The organism is Salinirubellus salinus, from assembly GCF_025231485.1.
Lineage (GTDB): Archaea > Halobacteriota > Halobacteria > Halobacteriales > Haloarculaceae > Salinirubellus > Salinirubellus salinus.
Genome location: NZ_CP104003.1, coordinates 4,088,933 through 4,106,100 on the forward strand (window position 1 = coordinate 4,088,933; position 17,168 = coordinate 4,106,100).

The 17,168-nt window shown below is 72.5% G+C and carries 16 protein-coding genes and 2 pseudogenes; 9 read left to right on the forward strand and 9 right to left on the reverse strand.

All coding sequences use genetic code 11. The annotated features are described in order from the left end of the window. Window positions 1-34: 34 nt before the first annotated feature. Window positions 35-2,998 carry a G8 domain-containing protein gene (locus N0B31_RS21295; protein ID WP_260593662.1) on the reverse strand — a complete coding sequence of 988 codons (2,964 nt, stop codon included), beginning with the start codon at window positions 2,996-2,998 and terminating at the stop codon, window positions 35-37. 178 nt (window positions 2,999-3,176) lie between these two features. Between N0B31_RS21295 and N0B31_RS21300 the strand changes: the two genes are divergently transcribed. Beyond that, window positions 3,177-3,548, forward strand: a complete 372-nt coding sequence (locus N0B31_RS21300; RefSeq protein ID WP_260593663.1) for a hypothetical protein — start codon at window positions 3,177-3,179, stop codon at window positions 3,546-3,548. 176 nt (window positions 3,549-3,724) lie between these two features. Here N0B31_RS21300 and N0B31_RS21305 read toward each other — a convergent pair whose 3' ends face one another. Then, window positions 3,725-5,053 (reverse strand): oxidoreductase, encoded by a 1,329-nt coding sequence (locus N0B31_RS21305; RefSeq protein ID WP_260593664.1) that lies wholly within the window; start codon window positions 5,051-5,053, stop codon window positions 3,725-3,727. Between the two features lie 129 nt (window positions 5,054-5,182). On the opposite strand from N0B31_RS21305, the pseudogene N0B31_RS21310 reads away from it, so the two are divergent. After that, window positions 5,183-5,982: pseudogene (locus tag N0B31_RS21310) on the forward strand (SDR family NAD(P)-dependent oxidoreductase). A gap of 9 nt (window positions 5,983-5,991) precedes the next feature. Here N0B31_RS21310 and N0B31_RS21315 read toward each other — a convergent pair. Both N0B31_RS21315 and N0B31_RS21320 read right to left on the reverse strand, forming a co-directional pair. Then, window positions 5,992-6,870, reverse strand: coding sequence for an alpha/beta hydrolase (locus N0B31_RS21315; RefSeq protein WP_260593665.1), 879 nt, complete (start codon window positions 6,868-6,870; stop codon window positions 5,992-5,994). Between the two features lie 88 nt (window positions 6,871-6,958). Continuing rightward, window positions 6,959-7,252, reverse strand: coding sequence for a hypothetical protein (locus N0B31_RS21320; RefSeq protein WP_260593666.1), 294 nt, complete (start codon window positions 7,250-7,252; stop codon window positions 6,959-6,961). A gap of 56 nt (window positions 7,253-7,308) precedes the next feature. Between N0B31_RS21320 and N0B31_RS21325 the strand changes: the two genes are divergently transcribed. Genes N0B31_RS21325 through N0B31_RS21340 form a run of 4 tightly spaced genes read left to right on the forward strand, consistent with a single transcriptional unit; the run spans window position 7,309 to window position 10,470 of the window. Then, window positions 7,309-7,920 (forward strand): DUF4129 domain-containing protein, encoded by a 612-nt coding sequence (locus N0B31_RS21325; protein ID WP_260593667.1) that lies wholly within the window; start codon window positions 7,309-7,311, stop codon window positions 7,918-7,920. Then, window positions 7,917-8,555: a DUF7269 family protein gene (locus tag N0B31_RS21330; RefSeq protein WP_260593668.1), complete on the forward strand. Its 639-nt coding sequence runs from the start codon at window positions 7,917-7,919 to the stop codon at window positions 8,553-8,555. Before N0B31_RS21325 ends, N0B31_RS21330 begins: the two co-directional genes overlap by 4 nt. Continuing rightward, window positions 8,552-9,868, forward strand: a complete 1,317-nt coding sequence (locus N0B31_RS21335) for a DUF58 domain-containing protein (RefSeq protein WP_260593669.1) — start codon at window positions 8,552-8,554, stop codon at window positions 9,866-9,868. The genes N0B31_RS21330 and N0B31_RS21335 overlap by 4 nt, the downstream gene beginning before the upstream one ends. Beyond that, on the forward strand, window positions 9,865-10,470 hold the full coding sequence (locus N0B31_RS21340) for a DUF7519 family protein (RefSeq protein WP_260593670.1): 606 nt from the start codon (window positions 9,865-9,867) through the stop codon (window positions 10,468-10,470). The genes N0B31_RS21335 and N0B31_RS21340 overlap by 4 nt, the downstream gene beginning before the upstream one ends. An 80-nt stretch (window positions 10,471-10,550) precedes the next feature. Here N0B31_RS21340 and N0B31_RS21345 read toward each other — a convergent pair whose 3' ends face one another. Beyond that, complete coding sequence (locus N0B31_RS21345) at window positions 10,551-10,874, reverse strand: hypothetical protein (protein WP_260593671.1); 324 nt, start codon at window positions 10,872-10,874, stop codon at window positions 10,551-10,553. Between the two features lie 170 nt (window positions 10,875-11,044). Between N0B31_RS21345 and N0B31_RS21350 the strand changes: the two genes are divergently transcribed. After that, a complete protein-coding gene (locus tag N0B31_RS21350; protein ID WP_260593672.1) occupies window positions 11,045-11,272 on the forward strand; it encodes a hypothetical protein in 228 nt (75 codons plus the stop codon). 159 nt (window positions 11,273-11,431) lie between these two features. On the opposite strand, the gene proS is transcribed toward N0B31_RS21350, so the two are convergent. After that, entirely contained in the window at window positions 11,432-12,892 is a 1,461-nt protein-coding gene (gene proS / locus N0B31_RS21355; RefSeq protein ID WP_260593673.1) for a proline--tRNA ligase, read from the reverse strand. A gap of 238 nt (window positions 12,893-13,130) precedes the next feature. On the opposite strand from proS, the gene N0B31_RS21360 reads away from it, so the two are divergent. After that, a complete protein-coding gene (locus N0B31_RS21360; RefSeq protein WP_260593674.1) occupies window positions 13,131-13,562 on the forward strand; it encodes a GNAT family N-acetyltransferase in 432 nt (143 codons plus the stop codon). Between the two features lie 50 nt (window positions 13,563-13,612). On the opposite strand, the gene N0B31_RS21365 is transcribed toward N0B31_RS21360, so the two are convergent. From N0B31_RS21365 to N0B31_RS22650, 3 genes and pseudogenes are all read right to left on the reverse strand, one after another. Further along, window positions 13,613-13,858 (reverse strand): DUF2061 domain-containing protein, encoded by a 246-nt coding sequence (locus N0B31_RS21365; protein WP_260593675.1) that lies wholly within the window; start codon window positions 13,856-13,858, stop codon window positions 13,613-13,615. Window positions 13,859-13,931: 73 nt separating this feature from the next. Then, complete coding sequence (locus tag N0B31_RS21370; RefSeq protein WP_260593677.1) at window positions 13,932-14,264, reverse strand: AzlD domain-containing protein; 333 nt, start codon at window positions 14,262-14,264, stop codon at window positions 13,932-13,934. Then, window positions 14,261-14,967, reverse strand: a pseudogene (locus N0B31_RS22650) (AzlC family ABC transporter permease). Before N0B31_RS22650 ends, N0B31_RS21370 begins: the two are co-directional and overlap by 4 nt. A 151-nt stretch (window positions 14,968-15,118) precedes the next feature. On the opposite strand from N0B31_RS22650, the gene N0B31_RS21385 reads away from it, so the two are divergent. Further along, the gene (locus N0B31_RS21385) at window positions 15,119-17,164 is read left to right on the forward strand and encodes an ATP-binding protein (protein WP_260593680.1); all 2,046 of its coding nucleotides are present in this window, start codon (window positions 15,119-15,121) and stop codon (window positions 17,162-17,164) included. Window positions 17,165-17,168: the final 4 nt, after the last annotated feature.

Below are 17,168 nucleotides of genomic sequence, written 5' to 3' on the forward strand. Positions count from 1 at the left end.
CCTGAATAAGTCTTCAGACTCCGGGGACCGCCACTCAGGCCCGTGTCTCGCTCGGCTCCCCGTACAGCACCGGCGGCGTCCGGCTCGGCGTCACCGCCAGTCGGTCCAGCCGCGTGTCGTCCTCGCGGAAGGCGACGGTCAGTGTGTGGTCCCCCCCGAGCGAGAAGGCGCGTGGCTCGCCGCCGTCGTCCTCCACCGCCTCCCACGCCCAGCCACGGCGGGTCCGCAACCCGTCCCAGCGAATCCACTCGCCGTCGTCCACCCGGAACCAGAAGGAGTCGGCGTCACCGGCGGGTGCCCGGACCCGGCCGAAGACGTGGTACTCGCCCTCGGGGACCGAGAACTCGTGGACGAGGTGGCCCTCGCGCGGGGGTTCGTCTGTGGACTCCACGCCGTCGGTGGTGAGGTAGGCGCCGCCCGACGCGCTCTCGCTCTCCTCTCGGACCCACGGCGACCCGTACTCACCCGCCTCGGCTTCGAGCCAGACGGTCCGCTCGGCCGACGCCTCGCTCCCCAGCCACCCCGCCGTCACCCGGTCGTCCGCGACGGCCGAGTCGGGAACGGGACGACCCTTCACCGCGAAGCCGAAGCGGTCGTAGAGCTCGCGGTTCGACAGACCGACCACGTCACTCGCGTCGGCCCCCTCGCCGACCAGTTCGTCGATGCGGCCGTGGTCGCCGAGTTCGTCGAACGCCGAGCGGTCGGGGACCGGGACGTGGTCGGGCGCCTGTTCCGCGTAGAACACCTCGCGGCCGTCGAGCACGAGGGTCTCGTCGGGGTCGAACAGTTCGCGCGGGCCGATGTCGTCGAACTCGTTCAGGCTGGCGACGAGGTGCCCGCGCGGTTCGGGCCGGCGCTCGTCCGAGTCCTCGACCGGCTCGCCCGCGGGGTCGTCCACCTCGCCGCGCTCGAAGGTCACGTCCCGGAGCCGTACCCGCCGGGTCGGGTGGTGATGGCCGTCCTCGACGACGAGGTTCCGGCGGTTGGCGAGGCGGGTCCGCTCGACGTTCGTCACGCCGCGGACCATCGCGTTGACGCCGCGTTCGAACCCCTCGACGTCGCCCCCCTCGATGGAGACGTGGAACGGGTACGGGACGTTGCGGTTGAACCCGACGCCGTCGCGGCCCCGGCCGGAGACGAGACGGGCGTCCACGACGCGGACGTTGTGGCTGTAGCGCATCGTGATGCCGGCGTTGCCGCCCCGGCGGTTGCCCCGGTCGGGGTCGACCTCCTTGCCCCAGTGGGTGACGAACGGGCCGATGTCGTGGGCGGTGAACCCCTGGATTCGAGACCACTCGCCGAGGCGGGTGTGACCCCAGCCGAACTGGTGCCGAGAGACGTCGAGGCCGCCACCCGAGGCGAACGCGGTGTTGTTCTGGAACGACTTCAGGTTCAGGTAGGCCGAGGAGACGTGGCCGTTCGTGACGTGGTCGGACTCCTTCAGCGGCTCGCGGCCCTCGACGAGCGAGACGGGGAAGTTCGGCACCGTCCCGCGCCGGTCGTCGATCTCCTCGCCGGGGCGGAGTTCCCAGTCGACGAGCGGCCGGTTCCAGTAGACGAACCCGTAGTAGCGGTGGCCGGCGGCGACGTTCCCCTCCACGGCGACGCGGGGCCCCTGGAACCAGAAACCGTGGCCGCCGTGGCCGAAGTCGTCGACCTTCCCCGGTCGCTCCTCGCCGGTCCGGAACCGCCGACTGTCGAGGAACTCGCCCGAGCCCTCGGACCGGAGCGCGAAGTTCCGGCGGAACGAGCCACGCTCGTCGCCCGCTTCGGCGACGAAGCCGCTGCCGACGACCCGGTAGCTCACGCAGTCGACGACGTCGGCGTGGCTGTGGTGGTTGACGTAGCCCCACCCGGGCGAGCCCCAGACGCAACACCCCTCCACGCGGTGCGCGGCGGCCTCGATGCCGGTGATGTGGAAGTGGAGCGCGTACCGGGCCTTGACGTTCGGGTGCTCCTCGGCGTCCTCCGGGGGGACGCCGTGGATGGGGTCGGTGAACGGGCGGGTCTTGTCGGTCCGTCCGAGGTCGTAGACGCCGGTGTAGCGGAGGGTGTTGCCCGGCGCCATGAACATCAGGTGTCCGCGGCGTTTCGTCTCGGCGGATTCGGACTCGAAGCGGACGTTCCGGTCGAGCGCCAGCGCGTAGGCGTCGAGGTCGTCGGCCGCCGGGACGTGGTCGTGTTCGAGTCGTCGGTCGAGGTGGACCGTGGTCCCGTCGACGCGCCGGACGAGTACCTCCTCGTCCTCGTTCGCCTCCGGGTTCGTCCCCGGGACGACGAGTCGGTCGCCCGGGCCCCAGTCGGTCGGGGCCTCCGGGAGCGAGAGGGTCGAGTCGCCGCGCTCGGGGTGGCTCGCCAGCCGGGTCCACGAGGTGGTCTCGGCGCCGTAGGACTCGACCACGCCCATCGCCAGCAGCCCTCGGCTCAGCCGGTTCGGGTCAGAGCCGGTGTCGAGCGGCCCGTTGTCGAGGAAGGTGACGCCCGCGGCGCGGTCCGAGCGGACGGGCCGGTTCTCCCGGCCGATACGCAGGAGACTGCCGGGCGTCGTCACCACCGTCTCGGCCCCGAGGTGGGTGTCGGCGTCCGGCGCGAACTGGAGGACCCCGTCGACCCGGACCCAGTCGAGCCGGGCCGTCTCGCGGTGGTCGAGGGTCACCGTCACGCCGTCCTCGACGACGACGCGGGCGCCGTCCTCCGGCACGTCGCCGTCCCACGTCCCGCCCGCGGCCCACCGGCCCGAACTGGTCGCGCGGTGGGTCGCCTCGGCGTCGGGGACGAGCGCCAGCACGTCCTCGTTCGGGGTGACCGGGACCGGCCGCTCCGTCGAGTCGGCCCCGCCGCCGGCCAGCGAGGTGAGCGCCCCGGCCACCTCCTCCCCCCGTGCGACACCCGCCCCCACGGCGGCCGCACCGAGCAACCCCAGCACGCGCCGCCGGTTCGTGCGCTGGCCGTCGTCGTCCGGGCGGTCACCGTCGTCTGGGGGGTGCGCGTCGGTCATGGTGGTCTGACGCGGGGGTCGCACACCCCCACGCGGTCACCCTGTTCTCACGCCGAATTCGACTTAAAAAACTGGGCGAACTCGGCTCTCGATTCTCGTGTCACGGCGCCGCTCGCCGCGGCTCGGGTGGGTGAGCGGGGCGCAGGCTTATACGAGTGTGTCACGTACTCACACGTCGATGTCGCGCTCGTCGGAGGGAGAGACACGTGGCGTCCGCTACGGCACCGTCGTCGAGGACGGCGAGGTGTACGTCCAGACGGACGACGGTCTGCTCTGGGTGGCCGGGATGGACGACGTCGTCGCCGCGGTGGGCGGCCCGGCGTGGACCATCTCGTACTCCGACTGGGAGCGCGAGCGCTACGACCTCGACACCTCCGACGAGGGACTGACGGTCTCCGTCGTCGACATGGCGGCGGCGATGGAACACGGCGGGCGGTTCGTGGAGACGCTGGCGGCGATGCCGGCGACGACGCGCGACGGCGACCTCTCGCCGCGGGCGGGGCTGTTCGTCGGGAAACTGCTGGAGAACCTCCAGTCCGGCGTGGCCTGACTCAGGCCCGGAACTCCATCCTCGCGCCACAGCCCGGACACGTCGACGCGGGCGTGTTCGTCCGTCTCAGCGGCGGCACGCTGAGTGGGAGCCGCCGTACCGCGCCACAGTTCGGACACTCGAATCGCATGGGCACCGTACACTCCCGAGGGACGGAACCACTCGCTTGGCGGAGGCTAATCCGTCGGTTCCGGCTCGGAGTCGGCCGGCGCGGTGTCGTACGCTCCCTCGCGTTCCAGTCGCATCCGCTCCCGCACGACCGACGGGGTCCGACACGTCCCCGGCAGGCCGGCGGCCTGCGGCACCACGCAGTTGTTGCAGGACTCGCAGACGGCCCGCGCGTCGCCCGTGAGGAGGCGGGCCGGCAGTCGCGGCTCGGCGTAGAACGGCCGGCCCACGCCGACGGCGTCACAGGCGTCGCCGAGCAGCGCGTCCATCTCCGCGCGTTCACGCAGGCCCCCGACGCAGAACACCGGCACGTCCACGCGGTCGCGGACCACCCGACACAGGTCGGCGTTCCACGCCGGCTCGAAGCCGTGGCGCCGGGCGCTCAACTTGGCGAGCGCACGGACCGCGCGGAACCGGACCGGCCCGCCGAACGCCCGTTCGTACCGCGACGTGAGCGAGGCGTCGGCCCACGCGCGCTCTGGCACGGCCCCCTTGATTATCGAGGCGTCCCAGAACGGCGTCGTCCGTACGGGGACGAGGGCGTCGTAGCCTGCCGCCGCGAGTCGCTCGCAGGCCGCCACGCCCTCGTCCCAGTCGACGTGCGGGAGGAACCGGGGGGCCTCGGTCTCGACCGGCACCTTCGTCACCACCGGGAGGTCGGTGTTCGCGCTGATCTCGTCGTGGACCACCTCGAAGAACCGCGCCCGGCCCGCGAGGTCGCCGCCGAACTCGTCGTCCCGGCGGTTGTACAGCGGCGACAGGAACTGGTGGAACAGGCTCGTGTTCGCGCCCGTGAGGTGGATTCCGTCGTAGCCCGCCGCCTCGGCCCACGCCGCTCGCTCGCCGAACTCGGCCGCGAGGGCGTACACCGCGTCGGTCGAGAGCACCTCGACGTCGAACGAGACGACGCCGACGGCGTCCAGCACCCGGAGGGGCCACGGCGGGCGCGAGACGGCCCGCTGGGTCAGGTCGGGGTGTGCGGCACGGTGTTCGTGGTGCCACACCTCGAACGACCGGAGGCCGCCGTGCGCCAGCTGGCAGAAGATTCGCGCGCCCCGTTCGTGGACGGCGTCGGTGAGTCGCCGCATCGAGGCCACCCGGTCCGGGTCGTCGAAGCCGGTCATCCCCGGCGCGGCACAGCCCTCGTACCCCCGGACGGGCGTCGCACCCTGCATCACGAGGCCGGCGCCACTGGCCGCCGCCGGCTCGAGTTCCGCGACGAGCCGGTCGGCCGCCTCGGGTCCGTTGCCGGCGTGTTCGAGCAACGGCGCGCGGTAGAGGCGGTTGCGGAGGCGGAGCCCACCCACCTGCAGCGGGGCGTCGAGCGTGGGGGACACGACACCCCCCGTAGCCCGCCCGCGATAATGAGTACCACGGGCGTGGTGAGAGCGACGCACGGCCGACGCCGGCGGGCCCGCGCCTACCGGAGGCCGAACGGCTTTGGCCCTGCCACCCGCCGTGTCGGTATGTCCGAGACACACGCGCTCGACCTGTTCAGGCTCGATGGCGACGTGGGCCTCGTCACCGGCGCGGCCAGCGGTATCGGCCGCGCGTTCGCCGAGGCGCTCGCGGAGGCCGGGGCCGACGTGACGCTGGCCGACGTGGACACCGAGGGCCTCGAGACGGTCGCTGGCGACCTGCGCGCCCGGACCGACGCCACCGTCCTCACCGCCGAGGCGGACGTGACCGACCCGGACGCCGTGGCCGCCGCGGTGGACGCCACCGTCGAGGAACTCGGCGGCCTGGACGTCGCGTTCGCCAACGCCGGCATCGGCCTGATGCACGGGTCGGTCGACTCCACCTCGCTCGAGGCGTGGGAGAAGGTCGTCGACGTGAACCAGAAGGGCGTCTTCCTCACGAACCGGGAGGCCGCGAAGGCGATGCGCGAGGACGGCGGCGGGAGCATCGTCAACACCGCCTCGGTCCTCGGTCTCGTGGGGAGCGAGACGCCCGGACTGGGCGCCTACGTCGCCTCGAAGGGGCGGTCGTCCAGATGACCAAGCAGTTCGCCGCCGAACTGGGGCCCGACATCCGGGTGAACGCGGTGGCGCCGGGCTGGGTCCACACCGACATCGGCGGCGGGATGCTCCGCGAGGACGCGCCGGGGATGGAGCCGGTGCAGGAGCAGATGCGCCAGAAGACGCTGCTCGACCGCCTCGGGAAGCCGCAGGACCTCAAGGGCATCGCGGTGTTCCTCGCGAGCGAAGCGTCCTCGTACTGTACGGGGTGTGTCTACCCGGTCGACGGCGGGTGGACGGCTCTCTGAGCTGGCCCGTTACAGCAGGTGCCGCTCCAGGAAGTCCGCCTCCCTCCCTGCCACCCGCTCGAACTGCTCGCCGGTGTAGACGTCGAAGTGGTCGCCGTCGAACCACAGCCGTTCCACGTCGGCCAGTCGCTCGACCGTCTGCTCCACCGCGCTCCCCGGCACGAGCTGGTCCTCGCGCGCCGCCGCGACGAACGCCGGGCACTCCACGTCCGCGGCCGAGGAGACGGGCCGGTACAGCAGGAGCGGCAGGAGGAACCGCGCGGTCACCTTGTTCCACTCGGCCTCGTCCAGTTCGTCGGGGACCATCGAGCGGTAGCCCTCGTCGGAGCCGGGTGTGTTCATCGCCGCGAGCTCGCCCGGCTGTGCCACGGCCGGGACGTACCGCGGCTCACGGCCCAGCAGGCCCCTGACGGTGTCGTCGAGGCCGGCCTTCGTCGCCTCCAGCGCGAACCCGAGGCCACTCTGCTTCGTGATGTGGAGAAGGGTCCGCACGCCGTCGTAGAACGGCGTCTGGCCGACGTAGGCGTCCACGTCCTCGCGGGCGGCGGTGACGAGCGCGTGCCCGCCGGAGAACGAGGTGCCCCAGACGCCGAGTCGGTCGTAGCCGAGCGACCGGGCGTGGTCCACCGCCGCCTCCCAGTCGACGACGTGGCGGAACGGGTCGACGTGGTTCCGCGGTTCGCCATCGCTGTCGCCGAAGGTACGGTAGTCGAACAGCAGGACGCCCAGTCCGCGCTCGGCGAACGTCTCGGCGTAGGCGGGCAGTCGCATCCGGCGGGTCCCCGCGAACCCGTGGGCCATCACGACCACCGCGTCGTCGCCGGGGTAGTGCCACGCGGCGCACTCGGTTCCGGCGCTCTCGAACGTCGTGGGCGCTCGTTCGCTCATACCCGGCGTGTCGCTCGGGCGACGCTTAGTTCCACGGGCGGTCGACGACTCACCGGGGAGTGAGCAAAGCCTAAACAGCACGGCGTGCCTACCCACGGCAGTGAACCGCACCGTCGCGGCCGCCCTCGCCCTCCTCGCGGTGCTGTCGCTCGGGGCGGCCGCCGCCACCCTCGATACGGCCACGGCCGGCGGGAGCGGCGGGGCTGGCGGCGGCGACGCCGAGAGCGTCGGCTCCGGCGGCAGTTTCAGTTTCGGCGGCTACAACGTCTCTGACACGGACAGCGCCACCCCACCCCGCCTGCCACCCATCGTCGGCCAGTTGCTCGGGCTCGTCCTCCTGCTGTTCTTCGGCCTCGGCCTCGTCCAGTTCCTCCGCGAACACGGGGTCCGTGGCCCGCTCACCGTCGCGCTCGTCGGCGCCGTCCTGGTGGGTGGGCTGTGGCTCCTCCTGAACGGTCTCGGCGCCACCGACGGTCTGTTCCAGCAGGGACAGGGTGGGTTCGGGAGCGGTGGCTCGCCGGAACTCCCGGGTGGCGCCTCGCAGGGGCCGAGGACGCCTCCAGCCCGGTCACGGACCCACCGACGGTCCTGTTCGCGCTGTTCGGCGTCGTGCTGGTGGGTGCCGTCGCTCTCATCGCGCGCTCGACGGGCGACGACCTCTCACAGCCCGACCCGGACGAGGAGTCGAGCGGCCCGACCGACGTGGCCGCCGTCGGCCGCGCGGCGGGCCGGGCGGCCGACCGTATCGAGGAGCGCGACGGCTTCGACAACGAGGTGTACCGCGCGTGGGACGAGATGACCCGGCACCTCGACGTGGCGAACCCCGACGCCTCGACGCCGACCGAGTTCGCCGCCGCGGCCGTCGACGCCGGGATGGCCCGCGAGGACGTCGACGCCCTGACGGACGTGTTCGAGGCGGTCAGGTACGGCGCGGCCGACGCCACCGACGCCCGCGAGCGCGAGGCCGTCGAGGCCCTGCGCCGCATCGAGCGGGCCTACGCCGAGGCCGACGCTCCGGCCGCCGACCACGGGTCGGGTGAGGCGGCGTGAACCTCGGCCGCCTGTTCCTCGCCATGGGGGCGGCGGCGGCCACCGCCGGGTTGCTGATCGCGCTCCGGCCCTCGCTGGCCGGCGGGCTCGCCCCGACGTACGTGGTGGTGACCGCGGTGGGGGTGCTGGGACTGGTCCAGGGTGTCGGCGTGGCCTACGGCCGCCTGCGTGGCGAGCGCCGGGCGGCCGACCTCCCGGCCGTCGAGCGCCCACGGGCGTTCCCGACGCCGGGCGAGGGGTTCGACGCGGGACTGCGGGACCTGCCGCGGGTCTCGAGTGTGAAGGCCGACCGCGAGCGTGCGGTCGTCCGCGAACGCCTCCGGACCGCCGCGGTGGCCGTCCTCACGCGCTACGAGGGGTACGACCGCGACGACGCCGAGCGGGCGCTGGACCGCGGAACGTGGACCGACGACCCGCGGGCGGCGGCGTTCTTCGCGCCCGAGACGGCCGACACCGCGCTGACAGCTCGCATCCGTGACGCGGTGGCGGCCGAGCGCGCGTTCGTCCGCCGAGCGGGCGCCGTCGCGGCCGTCCTCGACGCGCGGGTGACCGAGGGGCGCCCGACGCGAGGTGACCGGGCGGGAGGGAGCGAGCGACCCGTACCGACGAACGGACCGGCCGGGGTCGAGCGATGAGTGGGCCGGAGCCGACCCGGCGCGCGACGCCCGGCGAGCCCCTGGACCGCGAGACGAACCGCTGGCTGGGAGTGAACGCGCTAGCGCTGGCGGCCGGCAGCGTCGGCGTCCTGCTCTCGCGGCCGGCGCTCGTCCTCGCGGCGGTGCTGGGCGTGGCGTTCGGCGCCTACGCCCGCGCCGGTGGCCCTCCAGACGCGCGCGTCTCCCTCTCTCGCGAGATATCAGAGACAGTGTCTCGGCCGGGCGAGTCGGTCCGCGTGACCGTCACCGTCCGGAACGAGGGTGACTCGCTCCTCCCGGACCTCCGGGTGGTCGACGGCGTCCCCGAGGGCCTCACGGTCGTGGAGGGGTCACCGCGCCACGCCACCGCGCTCCGACCGGGGAAGGCCGCCGCGTTCACCTACGAGGTCCGGGCCGTCCGTGGCCACCACACCTTCGCGCCGGCGACGGTGCTCGTACACGGGTTCAGCGGGAGCGTCGAGCGCGAACTCGCGGTCCGTGCCGAGACACCGACGACGCTGGATTGCACCCCCGAACTCGTGGTGGGTGATTCGCTCCCGTTGCGGACCCAGACCACGCCGTTCACCGGGCGGGTCGTCACCGACACCGGCGGCCCGGGCACGGAGTTCCACTCGGTGCGGGAGTACCGTCCCGGCGACCCGCTCTCGCGCATCGACTGGCGCCGGGCCGCCCGCACCGGCGAGTACGCTACGCTCCAGTTCCGGCCCGAGCGGGCGGCCACCGTCGCGCTCGTCGTCGACACGCGCGAGGAGGCCTACCGGGCGCCGGACCCGGACTCGCCCTCTGCCGTCGAGCGGTCGGTGACCGCGGCCGGCGAGGCGTTCACCTCGCTGCTGGCGACGGGTGACCGGGTCGCCCTCGCCGCGTACGGGCCGGCGGAGTTCTGGCTCCCGCCCGGTGCGGGCGACGAACACCGCGCCAGTGCTCGCGAGGCGCTCGGCACTCACCGGGCGTTCGCACCCACCCCCGGCGACGACCCGTTCTTCCCCGGTATCCGCCTGCGGCGCCTCCGCCGGCGACTCCCCGGCGACGCGCAGGTGGTGCTGTTCACCCCACTGGCCGACGACTACGTGGTGAACGTCGCGCGTCGTCTCGACGCCTACGGCCACCTCGTCACCGTCGTCTCGCCGGACCCCACCGCGGGCCGTAGCGACGGCCAGCGCCTCGCGCGTGTCGAGCGGTCGCTCCGGGCCTCGACGCTCCGCGCGGCCGGTATCCGGGTGGTCGACTGGCCCCCCGACCGGCCGCTCGCGGCCGCCGTCGCCCGTGCCCGCCGGAGGTGGTCGACGTGAGCCGAGCGGCGGGGACCGAGCGCCCCCGGTCCGAGACGGCCGACCGTGACGAGACGGCCGAGGGCGGCGCCGACGGCGGGGCGCCGCCCGCCGACGCGATGGACGCGCCGATACGGGAACTCGACGACCGGCCGACGGTGGTCGGGAGCGCGCTCGCGTTGCTCGTCGGCACCGTCGCGGTGGGCGCGACGCTCGCGGGCGGGAGCGTCGCGCTGGTGAGTCTCGCGGGGCTGGTGACGCTCGCGGCCGGCCTGCGCCGCGGGGAGCGGCGGGTGGTGACGCTCGGCGCGGCCGTGCTCTTCGGCGGCGTCCTGCTGGCGGGCGTGTTCGGGGCGCCGCCGGAGCCGACGCTGGTGGCCGCCGCCGCGACCGTCGTCGCGTGGGACGCCGGCGAGCACGCGGTCGGTCTCGGTCGGCAGGTGGGGCGACACGCCGAGACGGGCCGCGCGGAACTCGTCCACGCCGCCGGGTCGGCGCTCGTCGCCAGCACCGCCGCGGCCGCTGCGTACCTCGCGTTCCGGACGCTCGCCAGCCAGTCGGTGGTGGCGCTCGCCCTGCTCGCGCTCGGTGGGCTCCTCATCGCCGCGCTGTTGCGCGCGTAGCCGTGTTCGACCCTGGCCACTCGGGGGTCGTAGACGTCCTCGGGCCGTCGGGCCGGTGGCGACGGCCCGCCCGAACAGTTTTACTCGCCCCACCCCCTCGACGACCAGATGCATCCCGTCGTTCGACCGACACCGTGGCCGACGTCCAGGCCGGCCAGCGGACGAAACTCGTCGGGACCGTCGCGGCGGCCGAGGCAGGCACCCCCTTCGACGCCGGGTTCGCGGGCGTTCCGACGCTCGCGGCCCAGTACGTCGTCGTCGAGGTCCGGCCGGACGGCGACGGCGGCACCGAGGAACGCCAGGTTTACGACGGCACCCGCGCGGTCCCGTGTGAACTCACGGACGGTACCGGGAGCGTCCTCGTCGACCCGGACCCGGAGACGGTGGACGCGAGCGGCGATCACCACGACTCCATCCGGGTGGAGAAGGGCGAGGAACCGCCCGAACGGGTGAAGCAGTTCCTCCGGACGACGGCGGACGTCGACGGCGTGTTCGAGGGGTCGACGTCGGTCCGTTCAACGTCGGCGGCCGGACCCGGTACTACCGTGAGTGGCGGGTCGAACCGGGCGACGAGGTGCTGGTCTACGGCACCGGTGACCGCGACCCGGACGCCGACTGGGGCGAGAGCCTCGTCGTCCGCACGGACGAGGCGGACGACGGCCTGTTCACCAACTACTCGCCCGCCGAGTACGCGAACAAGAGCCTGCTCTCCACCGCGGGGTACCTCGGGGTGGGGTCGCTGTTGCTGGTGTGGCCGTTCGCGGTGCTCGCGTACATGTTGCTGGAGATGGGCGTGTTCTGAGGGGTGAAGGAGAGAACGCTGTCGCGGTTCGGTGGCGGTGCAGTAGCGGCTAGCTCACCCACCCGCGCCGAGCGCAGCGAGGCGCGCCTTTTTGACCCATATTTCTGGAGGAGCGGTGCGCGAGTGAAGCGAGCGCACCCGACGAGAAAAATATGGTTGCTAGTAGTTCTTCGCGAAGTACGCCGTCTCCGTCGCCTCCTCCCCGCACACTCCGCACGTCTCGTGGACCGGCTCCTCGTCCTCGTCGAGCGGGAGCATCACGATCTCGGCGGCGATCTGGTCCTTGATCTCGGTCTCACACGCCTCGTCGCCACACCAGCCGGTCTTGACGTAGCCGCCGTGTCGGCCGAGCGTCCCGAGGATCTCGTTGCGGCCGTGGGCCTCGTGGATCCGTTCCTCGACGGTCTCCTCGGCCGCGGCGTACAGTTTGGCGTAGACGTCGTCGAGCGCGTCCTGCACGGCCTCGCCGATGGCGTCGCGGTCCGCGACCGTGCGCTCGCCGTCCGGGCGCTGGACGAGCGTGGCCTCGCCGTCCTCGACCTCGTTCGGGCCGATCTCGATGCGGAGCGGGACGCCCTTCAGCTCCCACTCGTTGTACTTGAAGCCGGGGTTGCGCTCGTCCCGGTCGTCGAGGTGGACGCGGAACTCGGCGTCGAGCTCCGCGGCGAGCTCGGCCGCGTAGTCGAGTACCTCGTCCTTGGTCTCGGACTGCCAGATGGGGACGACGACGACCTGTTCGGGCGCGAGCGTGGGCGGCAGCACCAGCCCCTGGTCGTCCGAGTGGGTCATGATGAGCGCGCCGAGCGCGCGCCACGAGAGCCCCCACGAGGTGGTGTGTGCGACCTGCTCGTCCTCGTCCTCGTCGGTGTAGTAGAGGTCGTAGGCCTCCGCGAACCGGGTCCCGAGGTAGTGAGAGGTGCCGGCCTGCACGGACTTGCCGTCGGGCATCAGCGCCTCGATGGTCGTCGTCACCTCGGCGCCAGGGAACTTGTCGTGGTCCGGCTTGCGGCCCGTCATCCCCGGGATCGCCAGCACCTCCTCGTAGAGCTTCTCGTACTGGCCCAGCCGGGTGGTCGTCTCCTCCCACGCGCCCGCCTCGTCGCGGTGGGCGGTGTGCCCCTCCTGCCAGAGGAACTCCTTCGTGCGGAAGAACGGCTTGGTGTCCGTGGCCTCCCACCGGATGACCGAGCACCACTGGTTCACGCGCATCGGGAGGTCCCGGTGGCTCCGGACCCACTGGCTGATGTACGGCGTGATGATGGACTCGCTCGTCGGGCGGAAGGCGAGTCGCTCCTCGAGCTCCTCGGTACCGGCGTGGGTGACCCACGCCACCTCGGGGTCGAACCCCTCGACGATCTCGGCCTCCTGCTCGAGGTACGACTCGGGGATGAGCGCCGGGAAGTAGGCGTTCTGGACGCCGTCGTCCTTGAACATCTGGTCGAGGTTCTCCTGCAGTCGCTCCCAGATGGCGTAGCCGCGCGGCCGGGTCACGATGAACCCGCCCATCGGGGCGTAGTCCGCGAGGCCGGCCTTCTGGACCACCTCGGCGTACCACTTGCCTGTCTGTCCCGCCTTGGACTCGGTGATCCCGAGTTCCTGGTCGTCGTCGGTGTCGCTCATAGTCGTTGGTGTCGGAGTGGCGTCCTAAATACGGTGCGTTCCGCTCGCGGCCGGCGTCGGTCGGGGAGGAGTGAGAAGTGGTGGCCTACCGGCCACGCGGCACGCGCGGGCGAACGAGGCGGCGACGGGAGGTGCCCATACCGGGGCGACGGGGCGACCGGACTCGTACGCTCCGGAGGTACGCCACCGACTCGGACGCCGGCGACACGCCCTTCCGTCCGGTCCGCGCACGGCGCGTATGCAGACGGTCGAACTCGGTCCCACGGACGCGGTCGAACTCGCACGGCTCTACGAGGCGTACGACTGGTGGGCCGAGCGGACGGTCCCAGAGGTGCGGGCGGCGCTCGCCGACTCCATCGCACTCGGCGTCCGTGACGACGGCGACCTGGTCGCGTCGGCCCGTGTCGTCACCGACGGCGTCTACTACGCGACGTGTTACGACGTGGTGGTCCGCGAGGACCGGCGCAGCGAGGGCGTCGGCGAGGAACTGCTGGACGCCGTCGTCTCCCATCCCGCCCTCGCGGACGTCTTCCTCTCGCTCACCTGCCGCGAGGGTCTGGTCCCGTTCTACGAACGGGCCGGGTTCGAGCCATACCCGAGTCCGGTCGAGCGACCCGACGGCCCCGCCGAGGAGATGGTCCACCTCTACCGGCCCCGCGCGGACGACTGAGAACGGGGAAGACCGAGAGGAGAGAGACTGGAGCGGGAGACTGGACGCGGTCAGTCGGCGGAGGCGACGCCCCACGCGACGCGGTCCCAGAGTCGCTCGTAGCCGTAGTACGTCCCGGTCTTGACGAGGTTCGTGACGAGGCCGATGCTCAGCGACTGGCCGACGCTCCCGGTCACCGCGAACGCCACTCCCACCGAGACGAGGACCATGACCACCCGGTAGAGGAGCGTCTTCACCACCGCCCGCGACCGCAGCTGGTTCGGCGTCCGGGTGACGAGGCGACGTGTGAACTCCATACCGACTGCTCGTGACGGCGCTACTTGATAACCACTGATAGTTTACAACAGACAAAAGTGTAGCTAGAAACGGTTACAGCAGGAGGCCGAGGCCGACCAGCGCCACGAGTCCGACCACGATGGTTGCGAGGATGCTCTCGGTGTACCACGCGACGAGGGCGGCGACGACGGCGGCGACCAGTCGGTCGTTCCCCAGCAGCACCACCGTCTCCTCGGGGGCGAGGACGGCGGGGACGACGAGCGCCGAGAGCACCGCTGCGGGCACCATCCCGAGCGCCGTCTGCGCGCGTGAGGGGACGCCGCCGAGTCGCTCGAACAGGAAGAGGAACGACGCGCGGATGGCGTAGGTGCCGACGCCCGCGAGGACGACGGCGGCCCACACCACCGTATCGGGGGCGGTCGTCAATGGCCCACCTCCACGTCGCCCCAGCCGCGTTCGGCCAGCACGGTGCCGGCGACGACGCCCGCGACGGCCCCGACCAGCAGGCCGAGGTTGAACGGGAGTGAGACGCCCGCGGTGGCGACACCGCCACCGACGAGCGCCGCGACCAGCGTCGGTCGACTCTCGACGGCCGGCACCAGCAGGGCGAGGAAGGTGAGCGGCACCGCGAACCCGAGCGGGAGCCACGCGGGCACCTGCGTCCCGGCGAGCGCCCCCGCGACGGTGCAGATCTGCCAGACGACCCAGAGCGGCAGCGCGGTCCCGAGGTAGTACCAGCGCTTGCGCTCTACCCCCTCCAGCCCCTCGGCGTACCGCGTCACCGAGAGCGCGAAGGCCTGGTCGGTCAGCACGTACGCCAGCGCGCCCGCCAGCGCGAGTCCTCCTCGAGGAAGTGCGGGGCCAGCGACGCCGAGTACATGAACATCCGCGCGTTGATGACCAGCGCCGTCCCGACGACGACGACGAGTGCGGCGTCCCGGCCGAGGAGTTCGATGATGGCGAGCTGGGAGGCGCCGGCGAACACGACCACGGAGAGCGCGGCGGCTTGCAGTATCGAGAGCCCGGCCCCGATGGCGGCGGCTCCCGCGACGAGTCCGAACGGCACGACACCCAGCACCACGGGCGTGGTGGCACGCACGCCCGCACGGAGGGCCTCTCGGCGACTCATTGCGCTCGGCTTCACCGCCCCGGGTGACGGGGTTTCCGGTTCGTCGCTCGGCTCCGACGCCCGCGTCGACTGCCGGCTCGGGCCTCCAGCGCAGTGAATCGGAGGGAGAACGCCGAGTAGTTCTTTAAGTCGTGAGTGTGTTGCCCGAATCGTGCTCTCACTCGACCGCCCCGCGCGGGTTCTCTACGTCGACTCCTACGACGGGGTCGACCGGGCGGCGGCGGCGTTCGACCCTGCTGACGTCGACGTGACCTACGAGACGGACCCGGACCGGGCGCTCGACCTCGTCGAGACCAACCGGTTCGAGTGTGCCGTCCTCGGCCCGGAACCGGCTGGCGGGTCGGGTATCGCGATGCTCGTCGCCACCCGCGAGGTGAGCGACGTCCCGGTCGTCCTCCTCGGGGGGGAGACGCCCGGCCCGACGACGGCGTTCGACGCCGGCGCCGACGAGTACGCTCGCCCGCCGACCGACGAGGACACGGCCGCCGCGCTGGCCGCCCGCATCGTGAACCTCGTGGGTCGGCGCCGCGCCGAGCGGACGGCAACCACCGAACGGGCGCGCTCCGCCGCCCTCGTCGCCGACGAGGGTGAGTTCCGCGACCTCGCCGAGCGCCTCGACCAGGTGGTCTGGATCCGCGACCCTGACGGCGCGTTCCGGTACGCGAACGCCGCGTTCGAGTCCACGTGGGGCGTCTCCGACGAGACGCTCCGAGACGACCCGTCACTGTTCGAGCGTCGCATCCACCCGGCCGACCGGCCGGACGCGGCGGGGTTCGAGGCCGGCGTCCACGAGTACCGCGTCCAGCAGGCCGACGGCCCGGTGCGCTGGCTCCGCGACCACGTCCGCGAGGTGGAGACGGACGAGGGATGCCGCGTCGTCGGCGTCGCCGAGGACGTCACCGCCCGCCAGCGACTCTCCCGTGACCTCGAGGCCAACGTGGAGGCGCTCGGGCGACTCTACGAGATCTCCTCGAACCCCGACCTCGAGTTCGAGGAGAAGGCACCCAGACTGCTGGCGGTCGGCTGTGACCTGCTCGACCTCTCGTTCGGCGCGCTGATGCGCATCGAGGACGGCTCCCAGCGGGTGGTGGCTGCCCACGGTACGGGTGTCGAGGCCGGGCTCGAGACGCCGCTCTCGAGGGCCTACTGCCGACGGACCATCGACTCCGACAGCCTGCTGGGCATCCGCGACGCGCCCGCGGAGGGGATGGCGGGTGACCCGGCCTACGACGAGTGGGGGTTCGCCTGCTACCTCGGCGGGAAGGTGCTCGTCGACGACGAACTCTACGGGACGGTCTGTTTCGGCTCCGAGGAACCACGGGACGAGCCGTTCACCGCGGCCGAGCGGTCCGTGGTCGAGTTGCTCGTCCAGTGGGTCTCCCACGAGCTGACCCAGCGGACGGTCCAGGAACGACTCCGGCGACGCAACGAGCGTCTCGACGACTTCGCGAGCGTCGTCAGCCACGACCTCCGCAACCCGCTGAACGTGGTCTCCGGCAGGGTCGAGATGGCACTCGACGCCAGTGAGGACCCGGCCGTGGTCGACCACCTCGAGATGGCCACCGGCGGTATCGAGCGGATGGAGGACCTCATCGCGGACCTGCTGGCGCTCGCCCGTCACGACACCTCGATCGAGCCCACCTCCGTCGCCATCGCCGACGTGGCCCGCGGGGCGTGGCAGACCGTCCCCACCGGCGACGCGACGCTCACGCTCCGCGACGGCCTCGGGCAGGTGCAGGCGGACCCGCCGCGCCTGCGCCAACTGTTCGAGAACCTCTTTCGAAACGCCGTGGAGCACGGCTCCACCGGCCCCGACCCGCAAGCTCGCCGGGACGCCGTCGAACGCAGCTCCACGAGCCCTGCCTCGCAGGCTCGGCAGGACGCGATAAACCACGCCTCGCCGCCCGACCCGGAGCCGACCGACGGCGGGAACGACCCCGGCCCGACCACGCTGACGGACGGCGGGAGTGGGCCGAGGGTGGTCGTCGGCCCGCTCGACGGCGGCGGGTTCTACGTCGAGGACGACGGGCCGGGACTCCCACGCGAGGAGTCGGTGTTCGCCTCCGGCGTCACCACGGCCGCGGACGGCACCGGCCTCGGCCTCGCCATCGTGAAGCAGGTGGCCGAGGCCCACGGCTGGTCGGTCCGGGCCGGCGAGGCCCCGACGGGCGGCGCGCGCTTCGAGTTCGCGTTCTAGCGGT

Excerpts from the sequence above, each read along its gene's own strand:
- N0B31_RS21295 (WP_260593662.1), bottom strand. The coding sequence starts at position 2,998 with ATGACCGACGCGCACCCCCCAGACGACGGTGACCGCCCGGACGACGAC.
- N0B31_RS21300 (WP_260593663.1), top strand. The coding sequence starts at position 3,177 with ATGTCGCGCTCGTCGGAGGGAGAGACACGTGGCGTCCGCTACGGCACC.
- N0B31_RS21315 (WP_260593665.1), bottom strand. The coding sequence starts at position 6,870 with ATGAGCGAACGAGCGCCCACGACGTTCGAGAGCGCCGGAACCGAGTGC.
- N0B31_RS21335 (WP_260593669.1), top strand. The coding sequence starts at position 8,552 with ATGAGTGGGCCGGAGCCGACCCGGCGCGCGACGCCCGGCGAGCCCCTG.
- proS (WP_260593673.1), bottom strand. The coding sequence starts at position 12,892 with ATGAGCGACACCGACGACGACCAGGAACTCGGGATCACCGAGTCCAAG.
- N0B31_RS21360 (WP_260593674.1), top strand. The coding sequence starts at position 13,131 with ATGCAGACGGTCGAACTCGGTCCCACGGACGCGGTCGAACTCGCACGG.
- N0B31_RS21365 (WP_260593675.1), bottom strand. The coding sequence starts at position 13,858 with ATGGAGTTCACACGTCGCCTCGTCACCCGGACGCCGAACCAGCTGCGG.